Origin of the sequence: Paraburkholderia sp. J67 (assembly GCF_905220265.1) — a bacterium.
Lineage (GTDB): Bacteria > Pseudomonadota > Gammaproteobacteria > Burkholderiales > Burkholderiaceae > Paraburkholderia.
Map to the genome: position 1 here is coordinate 35,930 of NZ_CAJMZK010000035.1, position 21,850 is coordinate 57,779.

Below are 21,850 nucleotides of genomic sequence, written 5' to 3' on the forward strand. Positions count from 1 at the left end.
TTTGGCGCAGACAGCGCGACGTGGCGGCCGCCCAGGACTCGGGTGGCGCATCGGCTGGGCGCGCGGCACACGCGAAAGGTGTGGCGCGAAAGGGCGGAACCCGGGCCCGCCCGCGAGGCAGTCTGCGCGACGACGGACCACGCAGGTCGCCGCCGCGGCAGCCGCTTCGTTCAGGCGCGCTGGAACGCGCGCCGTTTCATTTCGAGCTGCGTGATATAGCGTTGCAGGCTGTTTTCCGCCGCGCCCGGCAGCGTCTCGAAACGCAGGCCGAGGTGATAGCGCCGGTCGCCATTGGGCAGATCGATGAAGCGCAGCACCACGAGCGCAAGATCGACGCGCAGCGTGCCGTGACCGCGCAGCTCCAGCTCCACGTCCACCAGCTTCAGCCCCATGTCGAGCGCCGCCGCGCGTTCGTCGGTCGTGCGCAGGCCGAGGCCGCCCAGCGAGATGTCGTGCACCTCGAACTGGAAGCGCTGGCCATCGAGCGGCAGCGCGCCGCGCACGATGCACGGCTCCATCACGGGCGTATCGACGCGGAAATACTCGCGGCGCTGCACGTAGTAGAGCACTTCCGGAAACGGGGCTTCGAAGGCGGGACGCCCTTCGAATGTCGTCTCGCGCGGCGTGGCGGTCGTGAACTCCACGCGCACGCCGTCGGGCGAGGCATGGAACTGGCATTCCTGCTGGGACAGCACCTCGCGGTTCTGCTCGGCCACCGCACCCCAGTCGAACACGAACGTACGTCCGCGTGCATCGACGTCGAGGATGCGCGTGACCAGTTGGCCCCCGCGGTATTGCAAGGTCAGGAAATCGCCTCGGTTGGCGAGATTGCGCAACTGCACCCCGACTTCGAGCGGGTTGCGACGGCCATAGTCGGGAACTTCGCCCCCGGACTCTTCCTGTTGATTCGACTGAACGGTATTCATCGGCCTGCCGGAATTTCGTGGACATGCCGGCGCGCCTCGGAGGGTGCCGCTGCGCGCCGTCCGGGCGGTCTACGCCGCCCCTGATTCTTTTCGATCTCGCCTGCATTAGCGGCAAGCCGGAGCGGAAATTTAGGGCTTCGGCGTAAAAAATCTGCATTTCGCGAATTCGTCCGGCACGCGCGAGGCGTGCTTTTTTCGCGATTTCGACGCGATCGCCCCGTAAAACAGGTGCAACGTCGCCAAGGCAACGTTTGCTGGGCGCTAACCGGGCGCGCGGCATGAAATGCTCGGCGCGCAGGCAATCAGGCCATCTGCTGCATGATCGACATGAGCTTTTTCGCGTAGTGCGGGTCGGTCGCGTAACCGGCGCGCTGCATGCCCTGCGCGAAGCTTTCGGCGCTGCGCGAACCGTTGATGACCGACGCGTAGCGCGGATTGCCCTTGAGCATGGTCGCGTAATCGGTCATCGCGTCCTCGTACGAGTCGTAGGCGCGGAACTTCTCCACCACGCGATGCGGATGGCCGTTCACGTATTCGGTGGTCATGGTCGAGACGGTCTTGCCGGTCCAGTCCTTGGTCGCCTTGATGCCGAAGACGTTGTAGCTCGTCGAGCCGTCCGCCTTCATGATCTCGCGCTTGCCCCAGCCCGATTCGAGCGCCGCCTGGCCGACGATGAAACGCGCCGGAATGCCGGTGGAGGCGCTCGCCTGCTGCGCGCCGCTTGCGAGCTTGTTGACGAAGGCGTCGACCTTGTCGTCGCCGTTGCCGCGCACGGCCGGCGTGAGCGCGCTGTTGCTGTCCCAGCCCTGGCCCTTGCCGAGCGAGCCGTTCGCGCTGGCGTTGCCGTAGGCGCGGCCAAGCGCATTGAGCATCGCCATGTTGCCGGCGTTGCCGCTGCCGCCCGCGCCCGAAAGGCCCTGCATCGCGCTCGCGATGCCGCCTGCGCCATTCGCGCCGCCGGCCCCGCCGCTCAGGTTCGCGTCGCCGCCCATGCTGCGCATGAGCTGCTTGATCATGGCGTTGGCCACGCCCACGCCCTTGTTCGACATCTGCTGCGCGAGCTGCTGATCCATCATCGACTGGAACTGCGTGCCATCGTTGGAATCGAGCGGGCCGTCCGAGGGCGTGGCGTCGCGCATGCTCTTGAGCATCATCTGCGTGAACACGGCGTCGAACTGCTTGGCGGCCGCCTTTACGCCCTGCTGCGGCGAGGCATTGGCCGCCGCGCGCATGGCGTCGAAACCCTGCACGTCCAGCGCGAAGCGGTTCGTGAGATCGAGATTGCCGTTGCCGATATTCGAGTTATCCATTTTTCACGTCCTTAGATAATTTCGAGGTCGGCACGCAACGCGCCCGCCGCCTTCATTGCCTGGAGGATCGACATCAGATCCGCAGGGGTTGCGCCAAGCGCATTGAGCGCCTTCACGACTTCCGCGAGATTGGCGCCCGCCGTGACCAGCTTGAGCGCGCCATTATCCTGCTTTAACTGGATCTGCGACTGCCGCGCCGCAACCGTTTGTCCGTTCGAGAACGCGCCCGGCTGGCTCACCGCCGTCTGCGTGTTCACGACCACCGATAGATTGCCGTGCGCCACCGCGCAGCTTTCGAGCGTGACCATCTGGTTCATCACGATCGAGCCGGTGCGCGCGTTGAGGATCACCTTCGCCGCCGGCTGGGCCGGGCGCACGTCGAGATTCTGGATCTGCGCGATGAAGCCCACCTGCGAGGCCGGGTCGGCCGGGCCGCGCACCTGGATCGTGCGGCCGTCGACGGCCGACGCCGTGCCCGCGCCGAATTCGTTGTTGACCGCCGACACGATGCGCTGCGTCGTGTCGTAGTCCATGTCGTTGACTTCCATCTGCATCAGGCCGCCCGCCTGCGATACGGGCGAGGGCACCGCGCGCTCGACCGTGGCGCCGGAAGAGATGCGCCCCGCCGCGAGCTGGTTGACCTGCACCTTGCTGCCGTTGGCCGACGCGCCCGCGCCGCCCACGGCCACGTTGCCCTGGGCGAGCGCGTAGACCTGGCCGTCGGCGCCCTTGAGCGGCGTGAGCAGCAGCGTGCCGCCGCGAATGCTCTTGGCGTTCGCGAGCGACGACACCGTCACGTCGATCTGCTCGCCCGGACGCGCGAACGGCGGCAGCGTCGCCGTCACGATCACGGCCGCGACGTTCTTCAACTGCATGTTGTTGAGCGTTTGCGAGGAACCCGACGAGCTCGACGTGTTGTTGATCGAGATGCCGAGGTTCGCGAGCATGTTGGCGAGCGTCTGCGTCGTAAACGGCGCCTGGGTCGTCTGGTCGCCGGTGCCGTCGAGACCCACCACGAGGCCGTAGCCGATCAGCGGGTTGTCACGCACGCCCGCGATCGTCACGAGGTCCTTCACGCGCTCGGCGCGCGCGGTCGTTGCGTACGAAAGCAGCGCGCTGCAGGCAAACACGAAACCCGCCACCACGCCGAAGGCGGCAAGCAGGTCTTTCACGCGCGAGCGGCGCGTGCGCTGGAAACGGATCTTCACCATGGCGCGACATTCAGGAAAAAGCGTTGCAGCCAGCCCATCGTCTCGGCTTCGTCGATCACGCCTTTCGCGGAGTATTCGATCTTCGCGTCGGCGACGTCGGTCGAGAGCACGGAGTTGTCTCCGGCAACAGTGTTCGGATTCACGACGCCGGAAAAGCGCACGTACTCATTGCCCTGGTTGATGAGCATCTGCTTTTCGCCCGACACCACCAGGTTGCCGTTGGGCAGCACATTCGTGACCGTCACGGTGATGACGCCCGTGAAGGTGTTCGAGGCGTTCGCGCCGCCCGTCGCGTCGAACTGGTTCGCGCCCGTGGCGGACAGGTTCGCGCGCGAGAAGAAGCCCGGCGCGAAACCCGCGGTCGGCACGTTGAAGCTCGTGCTGCCGCCGCGCTTGGTATTGGCGCCCGAGGACTTCGTCGCGTTGATGTTTTCGGAGATGACGATCGTGAGGATGTCGCCGGTATTGCGCGGACGCTGGTCCTCGAAAAGCGGACGCCCCACGTAGCCCGGGTTGTAGATCGACCCGGGCGAGGTGTTGGTGGGCGGCTGCGGCGGCACCGCCGTCATCGGCTGCTGCACGATCGGCTGACGGTTCGGCACATAGGCGCAGCCCGCGAGCGCCACGAGCGCGAGCGACACCGACGCCATCGCGGCGCGCGGCATCGCCCGGCGCATCGACTGGCGCCGCGAACGAGAATTGAATTGAACGGACTGGCCCATGTTCCTCACCACTTCTATTCCGTACTGCTATTGCTGTTGCGCTTGCTTCAGCTTCCCAACCCCACGCGATCCTTAGACCTGCATCTGGCTCAGCGTCTGGAGCATCTGGTCGGACGTCGTCAGCGCCTTGCTGTTGATTTCGTAGGCGCGCTGCGTCTCGATCATGTTCACGAGCTCCTGCACCACGTTCACGTTCGACGATTCGACGTAACCCTGGTTGAGCGAGCCCGAACCGTTCAGGCCCGGCGTCGTGACCGTCGGCGCACCCGACGAAGCCGTTTCCGACACCAGGTTCTGGCCGTTGCTTTGCAGACCGGCCGGGTTGATGAACATGGCCAGTTGCAGCGAGCCGACGGTCGTTGCGTTCGCCGAGCCCGGCGTCGTGACCGTCACCACGCCGTCGCTGCCGATGGTCAGCGAGGTGGCGTTGGCGGGCACCGTGATCGCCGGGATCACCTGGTAGCCGCTCGAGGTCACGAGCTGGCCTTGCGAGTTGGTCTGGAACGAGCCGTCGCGCGTGTACTGCGTCGTGCCGTCGGGCATCTGCACCTGGAAGAAGCCCGCGCCGTTGATCGCCACATCCTTCGAGTTGCCGGTTTGCTGCAGGTTGCCCTGCGTGTAGAGGCGCTCGGTCGCGACCTGCTGCACGCCGGTACCAACCTGGCTGCCCGAGGGGATTTCGGTGGTCTGCGTGGAGTTCGCGCCCGGCTGACGCAGCGTCTGGTACATGAGGTCCTCGAACACCGCGCGCGAGCCCTTGAAGCCATTGGTGCTCACGTTCGCGAGATTGTTCGAGATCACGTCCATCTGCGCCTGCTGGGCGTTCATGCCGGTGGCGGCGATGTAGAGCGATCGGTTCACGGTGTCTTTCTCCCGGCGCGTAGTCTGCAAATCGTGTCTGCGAGACCGGCGCCTTAAATAGGCTTAGCTGAAGTTGAGCAGCTGGTTGGCGCTCTGTTCGTTCTGGTCGGCGGTCTGGAGCAGCTTGGTCTGCATCTGGAACTGGCGCGCGTTGGTGATCATCGAGACCATCGCCGCGACCGGGTTCACGTTGCTGCCTTCGAGCGATTCCGTCGCGATCTGGACCGTCTGGTCCGCATCGGCCGGGTTGCCGTCGGCGGTGCGAAAGAGACCGTCGTCGCCGCGCTGGAGCGCGCCCGGCGCCGGGTTCACGAACTTGATCTGGTCGATCATGGCGATGGCGCTCGCGGGGCTGCCCGGCGCGATCGCCGACACCGTGCCGTCCGAGCCGATCGTCACCGCCGACCCCGGCGGCACGGCGATCGGGCCGCCGCCGCCGACCACCTGCTGATTGCTGGCCGTCACGAGCTGGCCGTTTTCATCGACGTGCAGGTTGCCCGCGCGCGTGTACGCCTCGTTGCCGTCCGCCGTCTGCACGGCCATGAAGCCGTTGCCCTGAATGGCGATGTCGAGCGGATTGCCGGTTCTCGTGATCGCACCGGGCGTCATGTCGGAGCCTGGCGTCGCCGAGAGCACGAAGGTGCGCGTGGTCGCGTCGTTGACGCTCGAACCGTCGCCGAACGACATCGGCACGGAGCGGAAATTCGCGAGCTGCGCGCGAAAACCCGTGGTCGAGACGTTCGCCAGGTTGTTCGCGACGACGGCCTGCTGCTCGAGCGCCTGGCTCGTGCCCGTCATCGCGGTATAGATCAGTCGGTCCATGATGTGCCCGGTGCGTGATTAGACAATCCCAGAGACAGGCGCGCTTACATCTGCAGCAGCGTCTGGTCGACGGTCTGCTGCGTCTTGATGGTCTGCGCGTTGGCCTGGTAGTTACGCTGCGCCGTGATCAGGTCGACGAGCTGGTTGGTCAGGTCGACGTTCGACGATTCCACCGCGCCGCCCGTGAGCGTGCCGTGGTTCGTGCTGCCCGGCGTCGAGACTTGCGCCACGCCCGAAGCCGCCGTTTCCTGGAACTGGTTGCCGCCCAGGTTTTGCAGGCCGTTCGGGTTGTTGAAGTTGGCGAGCACGACCTGGCCGAGCGTCTTGGTCTGGCCGTTCGAGTAGTTGCCCGTGAGGGTGCCGTCCGAGCCCACCGTGAAGTTCGACAGCGTGCCGCTGGCGTAACCGTCCTGCGCGAGGTTGTTCACGCCCGAGGTGCCGCCGAACTGCGTCGTGCCGGAGAGATTCAGCGTGATCGTCTGCGCCGCTGCACCATCGGTCGGCGTGACGTTCAGCGAGAACTCGCCGTTGGTCTGCGCCGTGCCGCCGGTGGGCGTGACCGAGGTCAGCGCGCCCGACGAATTGAAGCTCATCGTGCCGAGGTCGGTCATCGTGCCGCCCGCGACGCCGGCATAGACTTCCGCCGAACCCGTGGCGTTCTGCACGAAGTACATGTTGACCTGTTGCGTGCCGCCGAGCGAGTCGTAGGCCGTGATCGAGGTCGAGTAGTTGTACGAGTTCGAGTCGGTCGGATCGAAGGTCGTCGAGGTCGGTGCGGTGGCCTGCGCGTTCAGGTTCAGCTGCGCCGTGATCTTGGTCGTCGCGACCGGTGCGATGTTGGTCGTCGGAATTTGCAGCGCCACGGTTTGCGCCGAATTCACCACGCCGTCGGTGCCCGCCGCGTAGCCCATCAGGTCGTTGCCCGAGGCGTCGGTGATGTAGCCGTTCTTGTCGAGCTGGAACACGCCGTTACGCGAGTACGTCAGCGTGCCGTTGTTCGACATCTGGTAGAAGCCGCTACCGTTGATGGCCATGTCGAGCGCCTGGCCGGTCGTCGTGATCGTGCCTTGCGAGAAGTTCTGCTGCACCTGCGAGAGCGACGTGCCCAGACCGATCTGCGTGTTCACCGAGCTGGCGATGGTGTTCGCGTAGACGTCGGCGAACTGCGCCGCGCTCTGCTTGAAGCCGACCGTGTTCGCGTTGGCGATGTTGTTGCCAATCACGTCGAGGTCGTTCGACGAGGCGGCGAGGCCGCTCAATCCTTGCTGGTAGCCCATGAGTTTTTACTCCGCGCTGTCGTTTATCGGGTTCAGAGAATGCCGGCCACGCTCGAGAGCGCGACCGTCTTGCCATTGGCGAGCGAGAGGCCCGCAGTACCGTCGGATTGCTGGATCACAGCGTCCACCTTGCTCGCGACGAGTGCCGTCGCCGAGGTGGCCTGACCGTTGACCGTGGCGCTGGCGCTGATCGTGTAGTTGCCATCGGCGACCGTCGCGCCCGTGGAGTCGGTGCCGTTCCAGGTGACCGGCACGGTGCCCGCCGACTGCGCGCCGAGGTCGAGCGTGTTGACGACCTTGCCCGCCGAGTTGGTGATCGTGAGCTTGACGTCCGAAGCCGCCGACGTGAGCTGCACGCCGAGCTGCGGCGCCGAGCCGCTCGACACCGCGGCCGTGCTGCCCGCCGCCAGCACCGTCGAGCCGATCAGCAGCGCCGACTGGGCGTTCTGGCCCGCGGAGAGCTGCGTCGACAGCGACGAGAGCGAGGTGTTGAGGTTCGCGATGCCCGACACCGTGTTGATCTGGGCAAGCTGCGAGGTCATCTGCGAGCTGTCCATCGGGTCGGTCGGATCCTGGTTCTGCAGCTGCGCGACGAGCAGTTGCAGGAAGGTCTGCTGCAGATCGCTGCCGCTCGTGCCGCTGGTCGACGATGACGACGAGGTCGACGAAGAGCTCGACGACGTGCCGTTCATGGTGTCGAGCAGAGTCTGCGACACGGTGGTGGTGCTGCCGCCGATAGTAGTGCTGCTGGAGGTCAACGCGTTCTCCTCGGATATGCTGGTCTGTTGCTGGGTAGCGTGTGGTGTATTCCCGTCCTGCGCCGGCTTTACGTACCGATCGTCAGGGTCTTGAGCATCAACGTCTTGGCGGTGTTCAGCGTCTCGATGTTGGCCTGATACGAGCGCGACGCCGAAATCATGTTCACCATTTCCTGCACCGGATCGACGTTCGGCATGCTCACGTAGCCGTCCGCGTTGGCGGCGGGATTGTCCGGGTCATACGTCTGCTTCATCGGCGTCGGATCGTCGATCACACCCGTCACCTTCACGCCGCCCACCTGCTGGCCGGACGCGCTGCGCGCGCCGCCGAGCGGGTTGACCGCGAACACGACCTGCTTGGCCTTGTAGGGCTGGCCGTCGGGGCCGGTCGTACTGTCGGCGTTCGCGAGATTGGACGCCGTCACGTTCAGACGTTGCGATTCCGCCGACATGGCGGAGCCTGCAACGCTGAAAATATTCATGAGGGATGGCATGGTTTCGTTGACCTCGGGTCGGTGCGTCTTGCTGCTGGCCTAAACGTTTGCTGCGTCGTTTGCTGTCTTGTGCGCGGTGCCGATGCTTAGCTCGAACCCGACTGGATCGCCGAGAGCATCGTCTTGATCTGGCTCGACACCACGGTCATGCCCGACTCGAAGTGCAGCGCGTTATCGGCGAACTGCACGCGCTCGGTGTCGAGATCGACCGTGTTGCCGTCGAGTGCGGGCTGCGTCGGGATGCGGTACATCACCGGGCTCGAATAGGTGTCGGCCGGGCCGCCGGTCGGGATCAGCTTCGCGTTGCCCGCGAGGTGCCCCGCTTCCGTGGTGGCCATCGACATGCCGCTCGTCACGCCCGCGGGCTGCGCGAGCGCGAGCGGCTGGAAGTTGCCGGTGCTCGTGGGCGCGAGGCCGCTGGGCGTCGTCGCGCCAGCCTGCCTGAGCGCGCCCGCCAGCGACGACGAGAAGTCGACGTCGCGCGCCTGGTAGCCTGGCGTGTCGGCGTTCGCGATGTTCGAGGACAGCAGCGCCTGGCGCGTCGCGCGCACATCGAGCGCTTCGCGGCCAAAGGCGAATTCGGCGTCGAGTTTGTCCAGCATCGGGCGTTCTCCGTTACACGAAATGAAAGGCTGCGTCGGCGCATTCATCGCGCATCCGTTTTCACGGACCGAGCGCGCAGGCCTTTTCGCATGGAGAGGAATGTTAGGCGGGGGAGGCAAGAACCAATCGGACGAATAGCCGGTAACTCGCCCCTCTATTCAACGCTAGGGCGCGGGGTGCGCCCCCTAGAATGCGAAGCGTGTCAATGCAATAGAGGGAGAACGACCATGCCGCAGACTGCCTACCTCCGCGCGCGCCGCGCGGCAGCGCCCAGGCTCGCGCTCGGCCGTTCGGTCGGCTCCTGGGTCAGCTCTTTGGTCGCTATGCCGGTGCTACGCGGCGCCGTTGGCGCGCTGCTGGGCGCCCTGGTGGCCGCTGCTGGCCTGGGCGTGAGCGCCACGGCCAGCGCCCAGAGCGATGCGGCGAGCCAGCAGATTTATATCGCCGGCCCCGGCGACCGCGCCGGCGAAGATGCCGCGAAGATGAGCGCCATGCTCGCGCAACCGTCAAAGAACACGGCAGCTGCCAACGCGAATGCTTACGCCGCGAAGGCCGCCCTGCTCGCGCCTCGTGCGAGCGCGGCCAACACCGAAAATAATCCGCCAGCCCAGGCCGGGATGATCTCGATTCCGGGCCCAGGCGAGCGCGGCACGGCAGCCGCCCAGAACGCGGCCGCCAACGACGCGCCTCAGATCGTGACGATTGCCGCGCCAGGCGAGAACGTAGCCGTGAATCGTGGCGGCAATGTCGGTGGCAACATCGGTGGCAACGTCAACCGGAACGCGGGCGGGTTCCAGCGCGTGAGCGTTGCCGCGCCCTCGCGCGCGGTGGCGCCCGTTGTCGTGCAAAGCGCCGCCGCCTACGGGCAGGCCGCGCAGGCGGTGCAAGCCGCACAGATCCCGGTGCCGCCCGGCCAGGAAGACGGCGAACGCATCCGCGCCACCGCCCTCGCCTTTTTGCAGCAGCAATCGGCCGGTCTGCCGGGCAAGGTCGAGGTCAGCGTCGCGAAGGTGTTTCCGCGCGGCCTCGCGGCCTGCGATGCGCTCGAACCGTTCATGCCGCCCGGCGCGCGCAGCTACGGCCGCACCACCGTGGGCGTGCGCTGCGTGGGCGCGAAACCGTGGACGCTTTATGTGATCGGCCGCGTGAGCGTCGGCATCACCTACTACGTGGCGGCGCGCCAGATCAATCCCGGCGAAGCCCTGTCCGCCGCCGACTACGTCCCGCGCGACGGCGATCTCGCCGCCCTGCCGCAGACCATCATCACCGATCCGACCCAGGCCAACGGCGCCATCGCGCTCATGCGCATCACGTCGGGCCTGCCGCTGCGCTCCGACATGCTGCGCAGCGCCGCGTCGGTGGTGATCGGCCAGACGGTGAAGGTGATCGCCGTCGGCACGAATTTCACGATTTCCGCGGAAGGCAGCGTGCTCAACAACGCCGCGCCCGGTCAGCTGGTGCGGGTGCGCACCGCGAACGGACAGATCATCAGCGGCGTCGTGAAAGATGCCGCGACCGTGCAGGTGCAGATTTAGGGTCGTTTCATGCCTGGTTTATGCTTCGCTCCGTAGGCCGATTCGCTGCCCGAACCCCTTGGGTCGAGCCCGAAAACGCTCAGGATGGCTATGTGCGGCAGCACACGTAACATCGTGTAACGGCGGGATTTTCGGCTAAAGTTCGCGCCGCCCCATGCCGTTATCAAGGCCATACGGATCAGGAAGACCAATCGTGAAAATCGACACCTCCACCCGCAATGACGCGCTTTCGCTGCAGGATGGCGTGGCGCGCGCGCAGCAAGGCGACACCGCAAGCACCGCGACTGACGCTGGCACGGCGTCTGGCGCGACGACCGCGACCGCCCCGGGCGCAAGCTCGGACGCCAACGTGAGCCTTTCCTCGCTTTCTTCCTCGCTGCGCTCGCTCGCGGCGAGTGGCTCTGCCGACGTCGACATGAACCACGTTCAGTCGATCAAGGACGCCATCAAAAACGGCACGCTTCAGATCGACACCGGCAAGATCGCCGATGGCATTCTGGAAACGGCGCGCGGCCTGGTCAAGCCGGCGACGGGCGGCCAGACAGCGGACGGATCCGCATAACCCGCTTTAACGGTGGTACCCGATGAAAGACGCCCTGCTCGCCACATTGATCGACGAACACGCTGCGGTCGAGGCCTTCGCCTCGCTGCTCGCCTTCGAGGAGAAGGCGCTGACGTCGGCTGACGGCATCGAAGCCCTGCCGCAGATCGTCGAGCAGAAAACGACGCTCACGCAGCGCCTCGCCGGCCTCGAAAAGGCACGCGACGCGCAACTGGCCGGGCTCGGTCTGCCGGGCGGACGCAAGGGTATCGAGTTGGCCTGCGACGGCGATGCGCGGCTGACGGGCCAATGGGCGCTCCTCAAGGGGTCGACCGAGCGGGCGCGACGCCAGAATCTCACCATCGGCATGATGATCCGCACGCGCATGGAACATAACCGCCGGGCGCTGGCGATCCTGCGCGGCGAAACCAATAGCGCCGCGACGATGCTGTACGGCCCCGACGGACGCCTGCCGGCGTTTGGGCTGTGAAGACGATTTGATGGGTTGGGCGTGCGGTTCTGTAGAGCCGCGCGAAAGACGGAAAAGCCGGAGCGTGTGCTTCGGCTTTTTGTTTTTTGGGGGGCGGTTGTGTGCACCGCGCACCCGCCAACAAAAAAAGCCGAAGCGCTCACGCACCCCGGCTTCCCCCTCCCTGCTGGCGCCGACATGGCGGCGCCTTGATTGTCAGTTCTCCGTGCCCGCCCACGCCATCTCGCGCAGACGCGTGCGCAAACGCGCCACCGCCTGGCTGTGCAACTGGCACACGCGCGACTCGCTCACTTCCATCACCGCGCCGATTTCGCGCAGATTCATGCCGCGCTCGTAGTAGAGCGACATGAGCAGTTTTTCGCGCTCGGGCAAGCGCTCGATCGCTTCGACGAGCGCGCCGCGCAGGCTGTCGTCGAGCAGCGCCGAAAGCGGGTCCGAGTGATCGACGCAGTAGCGGTCGAGGAACGGTTCGTCGTCGGCGGAACGGTCGAAGTCTTCGTAGTAGATCAGCTGGCTGCCATGCAGGTCTTGCAGCATCGACTGGTACTCGTCGAGCGGCATGTCCAGATGGCTCGCGATCTCGGTTTCGCTCGCCGCGCGGCCAAGCCGCTGCTCGACCTTGTGCACGGCGCTCTCCACCTCGCGCGAGGTGCGGCGCAGGCTGCGCGGCAGCCAGTCGTTGCTGCGCAGCTCGTCGAGCATCGCGCCGCGAATGCGCTGGCTCGCGTACGTTTCGAACTGCGCGCCCTGGTCTTCCTTGTACCGGTTCGCGGCGTCGAGCAGGCCAATCATGCCGGCCTGGATCAAGTCGTCCAGATCCACGCTCGCGGGCATCTTCGCCACGAGTTGCAGACCCAGGCGCCGTACGAGCGGCGCATATTTCGCGAGCACATCGGCCTGCGAAATCTTTCCTTGAGCGTTATACATCGTGCTCTCCTGTCGATCGCCGTTCACGCTTGCGCGCTCACCGCGATCCCATGCAAATAAATAGCGACTACTGTTTCCCTTGCTGCGCCCTGCCCACCCTTGTCAGGCGTGCTGAGGCGTCGGGCGCGGCACGGGCGGGTCCGCCCGCCATCCTGCATGGGCCGACGCAGGCGCGGATGGAACGCCCGTGACGGTCGAAACGAACGATTCCGCGGGGGTTGCGCCGCCCGCCTGGGCGCTCGCGAGCGCCGAGACAGCCGCGGCCGCCACACCGGCGGGCGCCGTCGCCACTGCAGGCCCCGCGGCCGACGATGCAGACTGCGCCGCCCCAGCGTTGCCAACGCTCGCCCCGCCCGTCGCCGCGCAGCTATCCGCCATGACGGCTTCGGCGAAGCTCGTCGAGCGCGCCGCGCTCGTCGCGCGGGCCGACAGCGCCGGGCGCATCGGCCAGTGCGGCAGCTCGGCCGCCACATGGCGGAAGTCGCGCGCGGCGGCCGTCGACGGAAACGCATCGACGATGCAGCGCGACAGTTGCACGGCGCGCTGCATATGCGGTTCCGCCGCCACACAGCCCGCGCTTTCGAGCGACACCGTGAGGTAGCGGCTCGCCACCCCGGCCAGGTTCTCGAACGCGGCCTGGGCGTCGGTCGCGTGCTCGATGTGGTTCGCGAGCACGCGGAACTGACCGATCGCATGCGCGAAATGCAGCCGCTTCATGCAGGCGTAGGCATCGGTGATCGCCTGTGCGGAGACGCGCATCACGATCAGCACGTCATGCGCGTGCATCGCGAGCGGCGAGAGCGCACCTTCGGCGTCGAGCTGCGCGTCGATCAGCACGAAATCGGCGGGCCCCGTCAGCACCTTGTTCAACTGCGCGCTGGTGTACTGCGAGCGGTGTTCGCGCGAGGCCGCCAGCACGCCGAAGCCGAGGGCGTGACGCCCCACCGCTTCGTCGAGTTCCATTTCGCCGCGCATCACCGCTGCGAAGTTGCCTGCGCCGCGCACGCCGCCAAGCAGCCCGCTCACCGAGCGCGGCCCGAGGCATTCGTCGATGACGAGCACGTCTTTGCCGTGGGCAGTCAACGCGGCGGCGAGGTTGATCACGGTCGTGGTGCGGCCCGGCGCGCCGGGGCCGCCCGTCACCGCGATCACCCGCGAACCCTCGCGCGCCAGCAGGCGCCGCAGGCCTTCTGCCTGATCGATCACGAACTTATCCAAACCGGACCTCGGGAGCTTGCGTGTTCGAACGATTCGACAACGCGGACAGCAAAGCGGGAATATCGTCCTCGTGCGGCACGAACGGCGAGCGGTCGCGCGGCACACAGAAGGCGCTGCGAATCAGGAAGCGGCGCGTGGCCACGTACAGGTTCTCGGGCACCTTCTGGCCGGTCGAGACGTAGTGCACCGGCAGCTTGTAGCGCAGGACCGTGTCGAGCGTGCTGCCGAGGTTGGTCGCCTCGTCGAGCTTGGTGAGGATGCAGCCGGTGAGCGGCGATTCGTCCGGGCCGCTCTGGTAGGCCTGCACGACTTCGTTGAGCGTGTCGCCGTGGTTGGTCGCCGAAAGCAGCAAGAGGCGCTGCACCGGGCGGCCCGTGCCGCACAGCATGGCGATCTGGTCGGCCACGGCGCGGTCGCGCTGGCTCATGCCGATCGTGTCGATCAGCACGATGTGCTTGTTCTTGAGTTCGGTGAGCGCGAGTTGCAGATCCGCGCCGTCACGCACCGCGTGCACGGAAACGCCCAGGATCTTGCCGAAGATACGCAGTTGCTCGTGGCCGCCGATACGGTAGCTGTCCGTCGTCAGCAGCGCGACCTTGCTCGCGCCGAAGCGCATCACGCAGCGTGCGGCGAGCTTCGCCGTGGTCGTGGTCTTGCCCACGCCGGTCGGACCCATCAGGGCGAACACGCCGCCGCGCTCCATCAGCGCTTCTTCGTCCTCCAGCACCGGCAGGTTCGATTCGAGCACCGACTGCAGCCATTCCATGCCGGCTTCTTCGGTTTCCACGTTGGGCAGGCGGTCGATCATCATCTTGACGAGCTGCGCCGAGAAACCGGCCGCGAAGAGCTGCTTGGTCAGCGCGCCCTGGATCGGGTTGCGGCGCTGGCGCTCGCCCCACAGAAGGCCCGCGAACTGCTCTTCCATCATGCCGCGCATGGAGGCGAGCTCGTTCATCACGGTCTCGTTGACGACCTGCTCGATGCGCGAGCGAATCGCTTCGCTCACCGTCTGAGCCGTGCTCTGTGCCGCTGCGCCCGTTGCTGCGTCGACACCGGGTGCGGGGCCGGCTGCGTCGGCGCTCTGACCGATGCTGCGGGCGGCGCGGCGGGCGGCCGCGTGAGCGGCTTCGAGCGCCCATTGCGGCTGGCTCGCCTCCACATCGGCGGGAAGCACCGGGTCAGCGGTCACGCCGAGACCCTTGGCCATCGCAGCGGAGGGCGTCATGCCCGACGGGCGGGTGTTGTCCTGCTGGTTCGCGATACGGCGCGCGTGGTCGATCAGCCAGGGATTCGATTCGGCCATCGTGCGCTGCGCGCCTGCGCTGAGCGGCTGCGCGGCGGCGGCCTGTTCGAGCAGCGCGGCGGCTTCGCGCGCGGCGTTCGGATTGGCCGCCTGGCGGCCTGCGGCGTTAGCGCCAAACGGTGTGCTGAAGGGGTTGCCGAACGACGACGCGGCATTGCCTGCCTGCGCGGCCATGCTCTGCGCGGTCGGCGGCATCGTCGATTGCTGTGCGCCCTGGCCCGCAGCGGCGCGCGAGGCGGCGAACGGCTGCGCCGAGGAGGCGTTCAGTGCATCGGCGGCGGACTTCGATGACTTCGATTGCGCCGGTTGCGCGAGCGAGACGGTGATGTCGTCGTCGGCGTGATCGGCATCATCGCTGTCGCCCTGCGCGTCGGCACCTGCGGCGCCCGGCTCCACGCCCACTTCCGGGCTCGCGCCGAACACCGACGAGAACACGTCGGGCATGCCGCCGCTCGCGTACGGGTTACCGAAACTCGGGGCAGCCGCGGCGCTCGTATTCGTCGACTGGCTCGCGGCAGCGAGCGCCGGGTTCGCCAGGCGCTGCGCTTTGGGGATGAGCGCTTGCGGCTGGCCGCCACCCTGGGGCGCCGCATCCGCCGGCGCGATCGCCGCAAGGTCGCTGTCCGCAAGCGCGACGATCTCGACATTACCGTCGTCGAGTGTGCGGTTCGACAGCACGACGGCGTCCGCACCCAGCGCTTCGCGCACGAGGCGCAGCGCGTCGCGGCTAGTGCCACCGATGAATTTGCGAATGTTCAAGCTAAGCCCCTGATGAGGTAAGCGGCTCGTGCCGCCAGTCGTATGCCGATGAATTGCGTCGGGATCCGTGCGGGAACCCACACCGCGCAAACCCTTTTCCGATGTTGGAATTATTTCGAAGGTGAGCAGGTCACGATCGGTGGATCAGGACGGGGAAATGTGGGTAATTCGGGGGATGGACGAACACTGGTATTCGAGACCGTGAAGTCGCGGCAACAAACGCGTTGTCACCATGTTTGAAGGCGCGTCGTGTTTTGCGGCAGGTCAAGACCAGCCCCGAAAGCCGCGATTTTGCTCAAGAAAGAGGAAATGGCTCCCGAACGAAATGCGAGCGGGAGGGCCGTAAGCACTTACCGCCCCCGAGATCGAATGCATGATCGGCCGATTAACCATACGCAAATTGCGTATAATTAGCATGATTCGATGGACGCCATTTTTGTCGAACTCCCCCTGTTCCGCGAGCGCCGCCACAGTTACCTGGACGATGATGAATATCGGGCGTTGCAGAACGATTTGTTAGCCAACCCGGAGATGGGCGACGTCATCAGGCACACCGGCGGCCTACGCAAGATGCGTCACCGGGACACGCGCCGCCAGAAAGGAAAGCGCGGTGGGCTCAGAGTGATTTACTACTATTGGTCAGGTGGTGCGCAGTTCTGGATGTTTTTCATCTATGACAAAGACGAGATGGTCGATCTCACATCTCAAGAGGCGAAAGCGCTCGGGACCATGCTGAAAGCTGAAATTGACTGGAGGACGCGAAAATGAAGAAAGGCCGCCTGTTTGATGCGCTCAAGCAAGGATTTGACGACCTCGTAGCGGAGCGCGAAGGCAAGCTCACGCTGCACACGGTGGTGCTGGACGCCCCTGCGCCGATTGACGTTACGGCAGAAGAGATCAGATCGGTACGCGAAGCCGTCCACGTGTCGCAGGCCGTCATGGCGCGACGCCTGCGCGTGAACGTTCGGACTTGGCAAAACTGGGAACAGGGTAAAGCCAAGCCCAATGCCCAGGCAGCGGTTCTCATCAGGCTTGTGGAAAAGCATCCGCAAACGCTCGACCTCCTTGAAGCGCTCTGACTTGCGTCGGACTAGCCCGTGACACGATAGGCGTGTCTCACCCCACCCCCACCACATTCACCACCTTCACATTGCGCGTATCCGGCACCTCGGCATACGAGAGCACCTTGAGCTGCGGCAGGCTGCGGCGCAGGAAGCGCGAGAGCATCGGCCGCAGCGCATGCTGCACCAGCAGCACCGGCGCGAGGCCTAGCGCCTGCTGACGTCCCATCGCCATTTCGGTCTGCGTGAGCAGCGTATGCGCGAGACCCGGCTCGAGGCCCGGATTCGGCCCGGAAGTGAGCGTCTGCGACAGCACGCGTTCCAGGTTCGCATCGAGCCCCATGACCTGCATGTCGCCGTTGCCGGGGAACCATTGCTGCGTGATCGCGCGGCCGAGCGAGATGCGCACCGCCGCCGTGAGGTCGTGCGCGTCGGGCATGCGCGGCGCGTGTTCGGCGAGCGACTCCATGATCGTGCGCATGTCGCGGATCGGCACGCCTTCTTCCAGCAGGTTTTGCAGCACCTTTTGCAGCGTCGTGATCGGAATGACCTTCGGCACGAGATCGTCCACGAGCGACGGCGTGTCCTTCTGCACGCGCTCCAGCAGCGCCTGCACTTCGCGGCGGCCGAGCAGTTCGGCGGCGTGCGTCACCACGAGGTGATTCAGGTGAGTCGCCACCACCGTGCTCGAATCGACCACCGTGTAACCGAACACCTGCGCCTGTTCGCGCATGTTCGAATCGATCCAGATGGCGGGCAGGCCGAACGCGGGATCGGTGGTCGGCGTACCTGGCAGGACCGCGCTCACCTGACCCGGGTTGATCGCGAGCCACTGGCCCGGATAGGCCTCACCCGAGCCCACTTCCACGCCCTTGAGCGTGATGCGATAGGCGTTCGGGCGTAACTCCAGGTTGTCGCGGATATGGATGACCGGCGGCAGGAAGCCGATTTCCTGCGCGAACTTCTTGCGGATACTCTTGATGCGCTTGAGCAGTTCGCCGTCGGTGTTCTTGTCGACGAGCGGAATGATGCGGTAGCCCACTTCGAGGCCGAGCGTGTCGATGAGCGCCACGTCGTCCCAGCTCGCCTCGGTGTTCTCGACCGGCGCGGCGGCGGCCGGCAACGCATCCGCGAGCACGGCGCCCGCCTTCTTCGCTTCGGCGTTCTTCTTCAGCACGCGGCCAAGCTGGATCGCGCCGCCGCCCAGCAGCAGAAACGCGAAGTGCGGCATGCCGGGGATCAAGCCCATCATGAGGATGATCGAACCGGTGATCATCAGCACGCGCGGGTTCGTGAAGAGCTGGCCGGTCAGCTGGGTGCCGATGTCCTCGTTGGTCGCCACGCGCGAGACGATCACACCTGCCGCCGTCGAAATCACGAGCGAAGGAATCTGCGCGACGAGGCCGTCACCGATCGTAAGCAGCGTGTAGGTCTCGCCCGCGGAGGCGAACGGCATGCCGTGCTGCACTACGCCGACGATCAGCCCGCCGACGATATTGATCACCATGATCAAAAGGCCCGCCACGGCGTCGCCGCGCACGAACTTGCTTGCGCCGTCCATCGAGCCGTAGAACTCGGCTTCCTGGGCGATCTCGGTGCGGCGCTTGCGCGCGGCGTCTTCGTTGATGAGGCCGGCGTTGAGGTCGGCGTCGATCGCCATCTGCTTGCCGGGCATCGCATCGAGCGTGAAGCGCGCCGACACTTCCGCGATCCGGCCCGCACCCTTCGTGATCACCATGAAGTTGATGACCATCAGGATCACGAACACCACGATACCCACGGCGAAGTTGCCGCCCACGAGGAAGTGGCCGAACGATTCGATCACCTTGCCCGCCGCGTCGGGGCCGGTGTGGCCTTCGAGCAGCACGATCCGGGTGGACGCCACGTTCAGCGACAGGCGCAGCAGCGTCGAGAACAGCAGCACGCTCGGGAACGCCGCGAAGTCGAGCGGCTTCATCGTGTACATGCTGACGAGCAGCACCATCACCGACAGCGCGATGTTGAACGTGAACAGCAGATCCAGCAGGAACGGCGGCAACGGCAGGATCATCATGCCGAGGATCATGCAGATCAGGATCGGCCCGGCGAGTGCGCGCAGGTTGGTGCCTTGCAGCACCTCTGGGCGCCGCGCGAGGAAACCGGTGCGGGCGTTCATTACGTTGCTCCTTCATTGCCGTCGCGCGCGGTGTCGGCGCGACCTGCGGTGCTTGTTGCCGAATTGGTTGCCGGGTTCGGCGCTGGATTCTGTGTCTCGTTCGTCGCCGCGCGTTCATCGGGCGAGAGCGATTCGTCGGCTTCCTCGGCGGCGGCCTCGTCGCTCACCGGACCCTTGTCGAATTCGGGCGGCACTTCGAGGTCGGTCGGCGCCATCGGCACGTCGCCGCCATGTTCGCGGAAGCGCTTGAGCTGATACACCCACGCGAGCACCTGCGCGACCGCGCCGTAAAGCGGGCCGGGAATCTCGCGGTTCAGATCGACGTTGTGATAAAGCGCACGCGCGAGCGGCGGCGCTTCGAGCAGCGGCACGTTGTTCTCGGTGGCGATTTCGCGGATGCGCGCCGCCACGAGGTTCACGCCTTTGGCGATCACCCGGGGCGCGCGCATATCGCCATCGGTGTATTGCAGCGCCACGGCGAAGTGCGTCGGGTTGGTCACCACGACGTCGGCCTTGGGCACCTGCGCCATCATCCGGCGGCGCGCCATCGCGCGCTGTTGTTGACGAATGCGGCCCTTCACCTGCGGATCGCCTTCGCTCTCGCGGTGCTCGCGCTTGACCTCTTCCTTGCTCATGCGCAGCTTGCGGTGATACGACCAGAGCTGATACGGCACATCGATGGCGGCCAGCAGGAACATGCCGCCCACCGTCATGCCGCAGCACACGACGATCAGGTGGAAGGCGTCGGCGAACGCGCGCGGCGCGGGCTGCATGGCGAGACCCAGAATCTCCTCGCGGTGCTGCCAGAGCGCCGTGCCGCCGATCGCGCCCACCACCAGCGTCTTGGCGAACGACATGCCGAGCTGGATCGGCCCGTTGATGGAGAAGATGCGCCCGAGCCCCGTCATCGGGTTGAGGCGGTCGAACTTGAAACCGATCGACTTGCTCGAAAACAGCCAGCCGCCCAGCGCCATCGGCGCGAGCAGCGCGGCGGCGCCCGTCAGCGCAAGTACGGGAAACAGGGCGAGCAGGCCTTCGCGGGCGGCCACGCCGGCGCCCGTGAGCATGCGTTTGGTCTCGAAGGCGCCCGCGTGGTTGAACGTCAGCGCGCCGCGCAGCATGGCCTGCAAATGGCCGCCGATGGTGTCCGAGAGCAGCCATGCGCCGAAGCAACCCGCCGACAGCAGCGCGAACGTGGAAAGCTCCCGCGAACGCGCAATCTGCCCCTCCTCACGCGCCTTTTCGAGGCGCTTGGGAGTGGCTGATTCGGTTTTTTCGAGGTCGCTGTCCTCTGCCACAGATGCTCCGGTCGGCGGCACACGCTTGTCCGCCACCCTCGCGGTGACGGCGCACGCCCTTTTTCAGTGAGAGCGATTATTGCCCTGGCGGGCAAGCGACGATTGGCGGATCAGGACAGGGAAACCCGGGTATTTCGCCGGATGGGCGCGCGCGGGGGCGCAATGGGGGAAAGAACGGTGCGACGGGAGGGGAAGCTCGATGGCCGCCACCGGAGGTTCGGCGGCGGCCACGGGTTCGAGGGTCTGCGCGCTTTGCGCCTTTTTACGCCCGTTCGTGCCGGGCGACGTTGAGGCGGACGCGCCTAGAACGCGACGTAAGGCTTCTGCGAGCCGCCGGTGGCCGTCTGATCCTGTCCGTAATAGACATAGCGGCCATAGAAGAACGGCAGGCCGAGGTCCAGGCTGGAGCTCGAACCGAACTGCCCCGCGAGGTCGTTAAACGCGAAGTAGCTCGCGTTGCTGAACAAGGACGACGCATTCACCACGTTGAAGCTCACGCTGCCCGACGTGTTGTTCTGATCGACGAGCGTGGCGCTGAAGGTCTGCGCCGTGGCCGGGCAATAGAACGCGCCGAGGTTGCCGCCGCATTGGGCCAGGGCGCTATCGGCGAAGAAGATGCCGTTCGATCCCGAATCGAGGAAAGCGGCCAGCGACCGGCTGTTGAAGGTGGTCGTGAGGTCGCCCCAGGCCGTCGTCGTGAAGCGTTGCGAGGCGTTCAGGGTGTTGTTCGTCTGCGTGCCGATGCCGAACACCAGCGTCCCCGTGGCGCTCGCCTGGCCGTTGTTGGAAACGGGCGGCATTTGCAGGATCACGCCATTGTTGTCGGTGGTGAAGTGCGGGACCGGATTGGCCACCTGCTGTGCGAGCGGAACCCCCGTCTGAGCGCAGTTGCTGCCGTTCGGGCACGCGAAGTAGTTGCTGTTCGCTGCGCTCACGCAGTTCGCGCCGCAGTCCCACGGCGCGACGCCGATCCCGAGCAGACCGTTCGCACCCAGCGCGGTGGTCGAATTCTGCGCCGCACCGATGTTCGCGCAGCTCGTCGGCACCGTGGACGAGGCCAGGTCGCCGATCACCTGGATCGGAATGGCGCTGGCCGTCTCGCCGCCGATCTTCACATCGGCGGTACGCACCGTGCCCCAGGTGTAGCCGTCCGCGAACGCGGTGCATTCGGCCAGCGTGCTGGTGCCCGACGTCGCCTTGGGCAGCGCGCCTTGCATGGTGCTGTTGAACGCCGAATTCAGGATGCGCAAGCCGAACGAGCCGGTATCCACCTGAATATTGCTGATGGTCTGGCAAGTGCTGGTGTTCGCTACGCAGACCGTCACGCTGACGGTGGGAATGTTGGGCGTCGAGTTGGTGAGGCCGCTGTTGACCGTTACGGCGACCGTGTTCGCGGCCGTGGCGGCGATCGGCTGCTGGGTGGGGCCGGCGGGCAGCCCGGAGGTGTCGCTGCTGCTGCCCGAGCTGCCGGAGCCGCTCGAACTGGAGCTGGAACTGCCGCCACCGCCGCCGCAGGCCGCGAGGCCCGTGGCGAGCGCGAACAGCGCGGCGAGGACGAAGCTACGCGGCTCGCGCAGCG

The 21,850-nt window shown here is 66.1% G+C and carries 20 protein-coding genes and 1 pseudogene; 5 read left to right on the top strand and 16 right to left on the bottom strand.

Features of this window, described 5'->3' with window-relative positions:
* Window positions 1–170: 170 nt before the first annotated feature.
* The 10 genes from U5782_RS36620 to U5782_RS36665 all read right to left on the bottom strand — a co-directional run bounded on the left by U5782_RS36620 (window position 171) and on the right by U5782_RS36665 (window position 8,983).
* Window positions 171–926, bottom strand: coding sequence for a flagellar brake protein (locus U5782_RS36620; protein ID WP_322048741.1), 756 nt, complete (start codon window positions 924–926; stop codon window positions 171–173).
* A gap of 302 nt (window positions 927–1,228) precedes the next feature.
* Window positions 1,229–2,236 carry a flagellar assembly peptidoglycan hydrolase FlgJ gene (flgJ, locus tag U5782_RS36625; protein WP_322048742.1) on the bottom strand — a complete coding sequence of 336 codons (1,008 nt, stop codon included), beginning with the start codon at window positions 2,234–2,236 and terminating at the stop codon, window positions 1,229–1,231.
* Window positions 2,237–2,247: 11 nt separating this feature from the next.
* Window positions 2,248–3,447, bottom strand: coding sequence for a flagellar basal body P-ring protein FlgI (locus tag U5782_RS36630; protein ID WP_322048743.1), 1,200 nt, complete (start codon window positions 3,445–3,447; stop codon window positions 2,248–2,250).
* Window positions 3,441–4,124 carry a flagellar basal body L-ring protein FlgH gene (gene flgH, locus U5782_RS36635; RefSeq protein WP_322048784.1) on the bottom strand — a complete coding sequence of 228 codons (684 nt, stop codon included), beginning with the start codon at window positions 4,122–4,124 and terminating at the stop codon, window positions 3,441–3,443. The genes U5782_RS36630 and flgH overlap by 7 nt, the downstream gene beginning before the upstream one ends.
* A gap of 117 nt (window positions 4,125–4,241) precedes the next feature.
* The gene (gene flgG / locus U5782_RS36640; protein WP_322048744.1) at window positions 4,242–5,030 is read right to left on the bottom strand and encodes a flagellar basal-body rod protein FlgG; all 789 of its coding nucleotides are present in this window, start codon (window positions 5,028–5,030) and stop codon (window positions 4,242–4,244) included.
* A gap of 63 nt (window positions 5,031–5,093) precedes the next feature.
* Window positions 5,094–5,852, bottom strand: a complete 759-nt coding sequence (flgF, locus tag U5782_RS36645) for a flagellar basal-body rod protein FlgF (protein ID WP_322048745.1) — start codon at window positions 5,850–5,852, stop codon at window positions 5,094–5,096.
* Between the two features lie 44 nt (window positions 5,853–5,896).
* Window positions 5,897–7,129, bottom strand: a complete 1,233-nt coding sequence (gene flgE, locus U5782_RS36650; RefSeq protein WP_322048746.1) for a flagellar hook protein FlgE — start codon at window positions 7,127–7,129, stop codon at window positions 5,897–5,899.
* A gap of 32 nt (window positions 7,130–7,161) precedes the next feature.
* Window positions 7,162–7,821, bottom strand: coding sequence for a flagellar hook assembly protein FlgD (locus U5782_RS36655; RefSeq protein WP_322048785.1), 660 nt, complete (start codon window positions 7,819–7,821; stop codon window positions 7,162–7,164).
* Window positions 7,822–7,955: 134 nt separating this feature from the next.
* The gene (flgC, locus tag U5782_RS36660) at window positions 7,956–8,381 is read right to left on the bottom strand and encodes a flagellar basal body rod protein FlgC (RefSeq protein WP_322048747.1); all 426 of its coding nucleotides are present in this window, start codon (window positions 8,379–8,381) and stop codon (window positions 7,956–7,958) included.
* A gap of 86 nt (window positions 8,382–8,467) precedes the next feature.
* Complete coding sequence (locus U5782_RS36665; protein WP_322048748.1) at window positions 8,468–8,983, bottom strand: flagellar basal body protein; 516 nt, start codon at window positions 8,981–8,983, stop codon at window positions 8,468–8,470.
* Window positions 8,984–9,211: 228 nt separating this feature from the next.
* Between U5782_RS36665 and flgA the strand changes: the two genes are divergently transcribed.
* The 3 genes from flgA to U5782_RS36680 all read left to right on the top strand — a co-directional run bounded on the left by flgA (window position 9,212) and on the right by U5782_RS36680 (window position 11,550).
* A complete protein-coding gene (flgA, locus tag U5782_RS36670) occupies window positions 9,212–10,519 on the top strand; it encodes a flagellar basal body P-ring formation chaperone FlgA (protein ID WP_322048749.1) in 1,308 nt (435 codons plus the stop codon).
* A gap of 193 nt (window positions 10,520–10,712) precedes the next feature.
* A complete protein-coding gene (gene flgM / locus U5782_RS36675; RefSeq protein ID WP_322048750.1) occupies window positions 10,713–11,081 on the top strand; it encodes a flagellar biosynthesis anti-sigma factor FlgM in 369 nt (122 codons plus the stop codon).
* A gap of 22 nt (window positions 11,082–11,103) precedes the next feature.
* Window positions 11,104–11,550, top strand: a complete 447-nt coding sequence (locus U5782_RS36680) for a flagellar protein FlgN (RefSeq protein WP_322048751.1) — start codon at window positions 11,104–11,106, stop codon at window positions 11,548–11,550.
* Window positions 11,551–11,745: 195 nt separating this feature from the next.
* Here the strand turns inward: U5782_RS36680 and U5782_RS36685 are convergent, their stop codons facing one another.
* From U5782_RS36685 to flhF, 3 genes and pseudogenes are all read right to left on the bottom strand, one after another.
* The gene (locus U5782_RS36685; RefSeq protein ID WP_322048752.1) at window positions 11,746–12,477 is read right to left on the bottom strand and encodes an RNA polymerase sigma factor FliA; all 732 of its coding nucleotides are present in this window, start codon (window positions 12,475–12,477) and stop codon (window positions 11,746–11,748) included.
* 435 nt (window positions 12,478–12,912) lie between these two features.
* Window positions 12,913–13,695 (bottom strand): annotated as a pseudogene (locus U5782_RS36690) (MinD/ParA family protein); the annotation flags it as partial.
* The gene (gene flhF, locus U5782_RS36695; RefSeq protein ID WP_322048753.1) at window positions 13,688–15,757 is read right to left on the bottom strand and encodes a flagellar biosynthesis protein FlhF; all 2,070 of its coding nucleotides are present in this window, start codon (window positions 15,755–15,757) and stop codon (window positions 13,688–13,690) included. The gene flhF and the pseudogene U5782_RS36690, both read right to left, overlap by 8 nt.
* Before the next feature lie 423 nt (window positions 15,758–16,180).
* On the opposite strand from flhF, the gene U5782_RS36700 reads away from it, so the two are divergent.
* Complete coding sequence (locus U5782_RS36700) at window positions 16,181–16,525, top strand: toxin (RefSeq protein WP_322048754.1); 345 nt, start codon at window positions 16,181–16,183, stop codon at window positions 16,523–16,525.
* Entirely contained in the window at window positions 16,522–16,836 is a 315-nt protein-coding gene (locus U5782_RS36705) for a helix-turn-helix domain-containing protein (protein ID WP_322048755.1), read from the top strand. The genes U5782_RS36700 and U5782_RS36705 overlap by 4 nt, the downstream gene beginning before the upstream one ends.
* 37 nt (window positions 16,837–16,873) lie before the next feature.
* Here U5782_RS36705 and flhA read toward each other — a convergent pair whose 3' ends face one another.
* From flhA to U5782_RS36720, 3 genes are all read right to left on the bottom strand, one after another.
* Window positions 16,874–18,973: a flagellar biosynthesis protein FlhA gene (flhA, locus tag U5782_RS36710; protein WP_322048756.1), complete on the bottom strand. Its 2,100-nt coding sequence runs from the start codon at window positions 18,971–18,973 to the stop codon at window positions 16,874–16,876.
* Window positions 18,973–20,271, bottom strand: a complete 1,299-nt coding sequence (gene flhB, locus U5782_RS36715; protein WP_322048757.1) for a flagellar biosynthesis protein FlhB — start codon at window positions 20,269–20,271, stop codon at window positions 18,973–18,975. The genes flhA and flhB overlap by 1 nt, the downstream gene beginning before the upstream one ends.
* A 302-nt stretch (window positions 20,272–20,573) precedes the next feature.
* Window positions 20,574–21,848, bottom strand: coding sequence for a DUF3443 domain-containing protein (locus U5782_RS36720; RefSeq protein ID WP_322048786.1), 1,275 nt, complete (start codon window positions 21,846–21,848; stop codon window positions 20,574–20,576).
* Window positions 21,849–21,850: the final 2 nt, after the last annotated feature.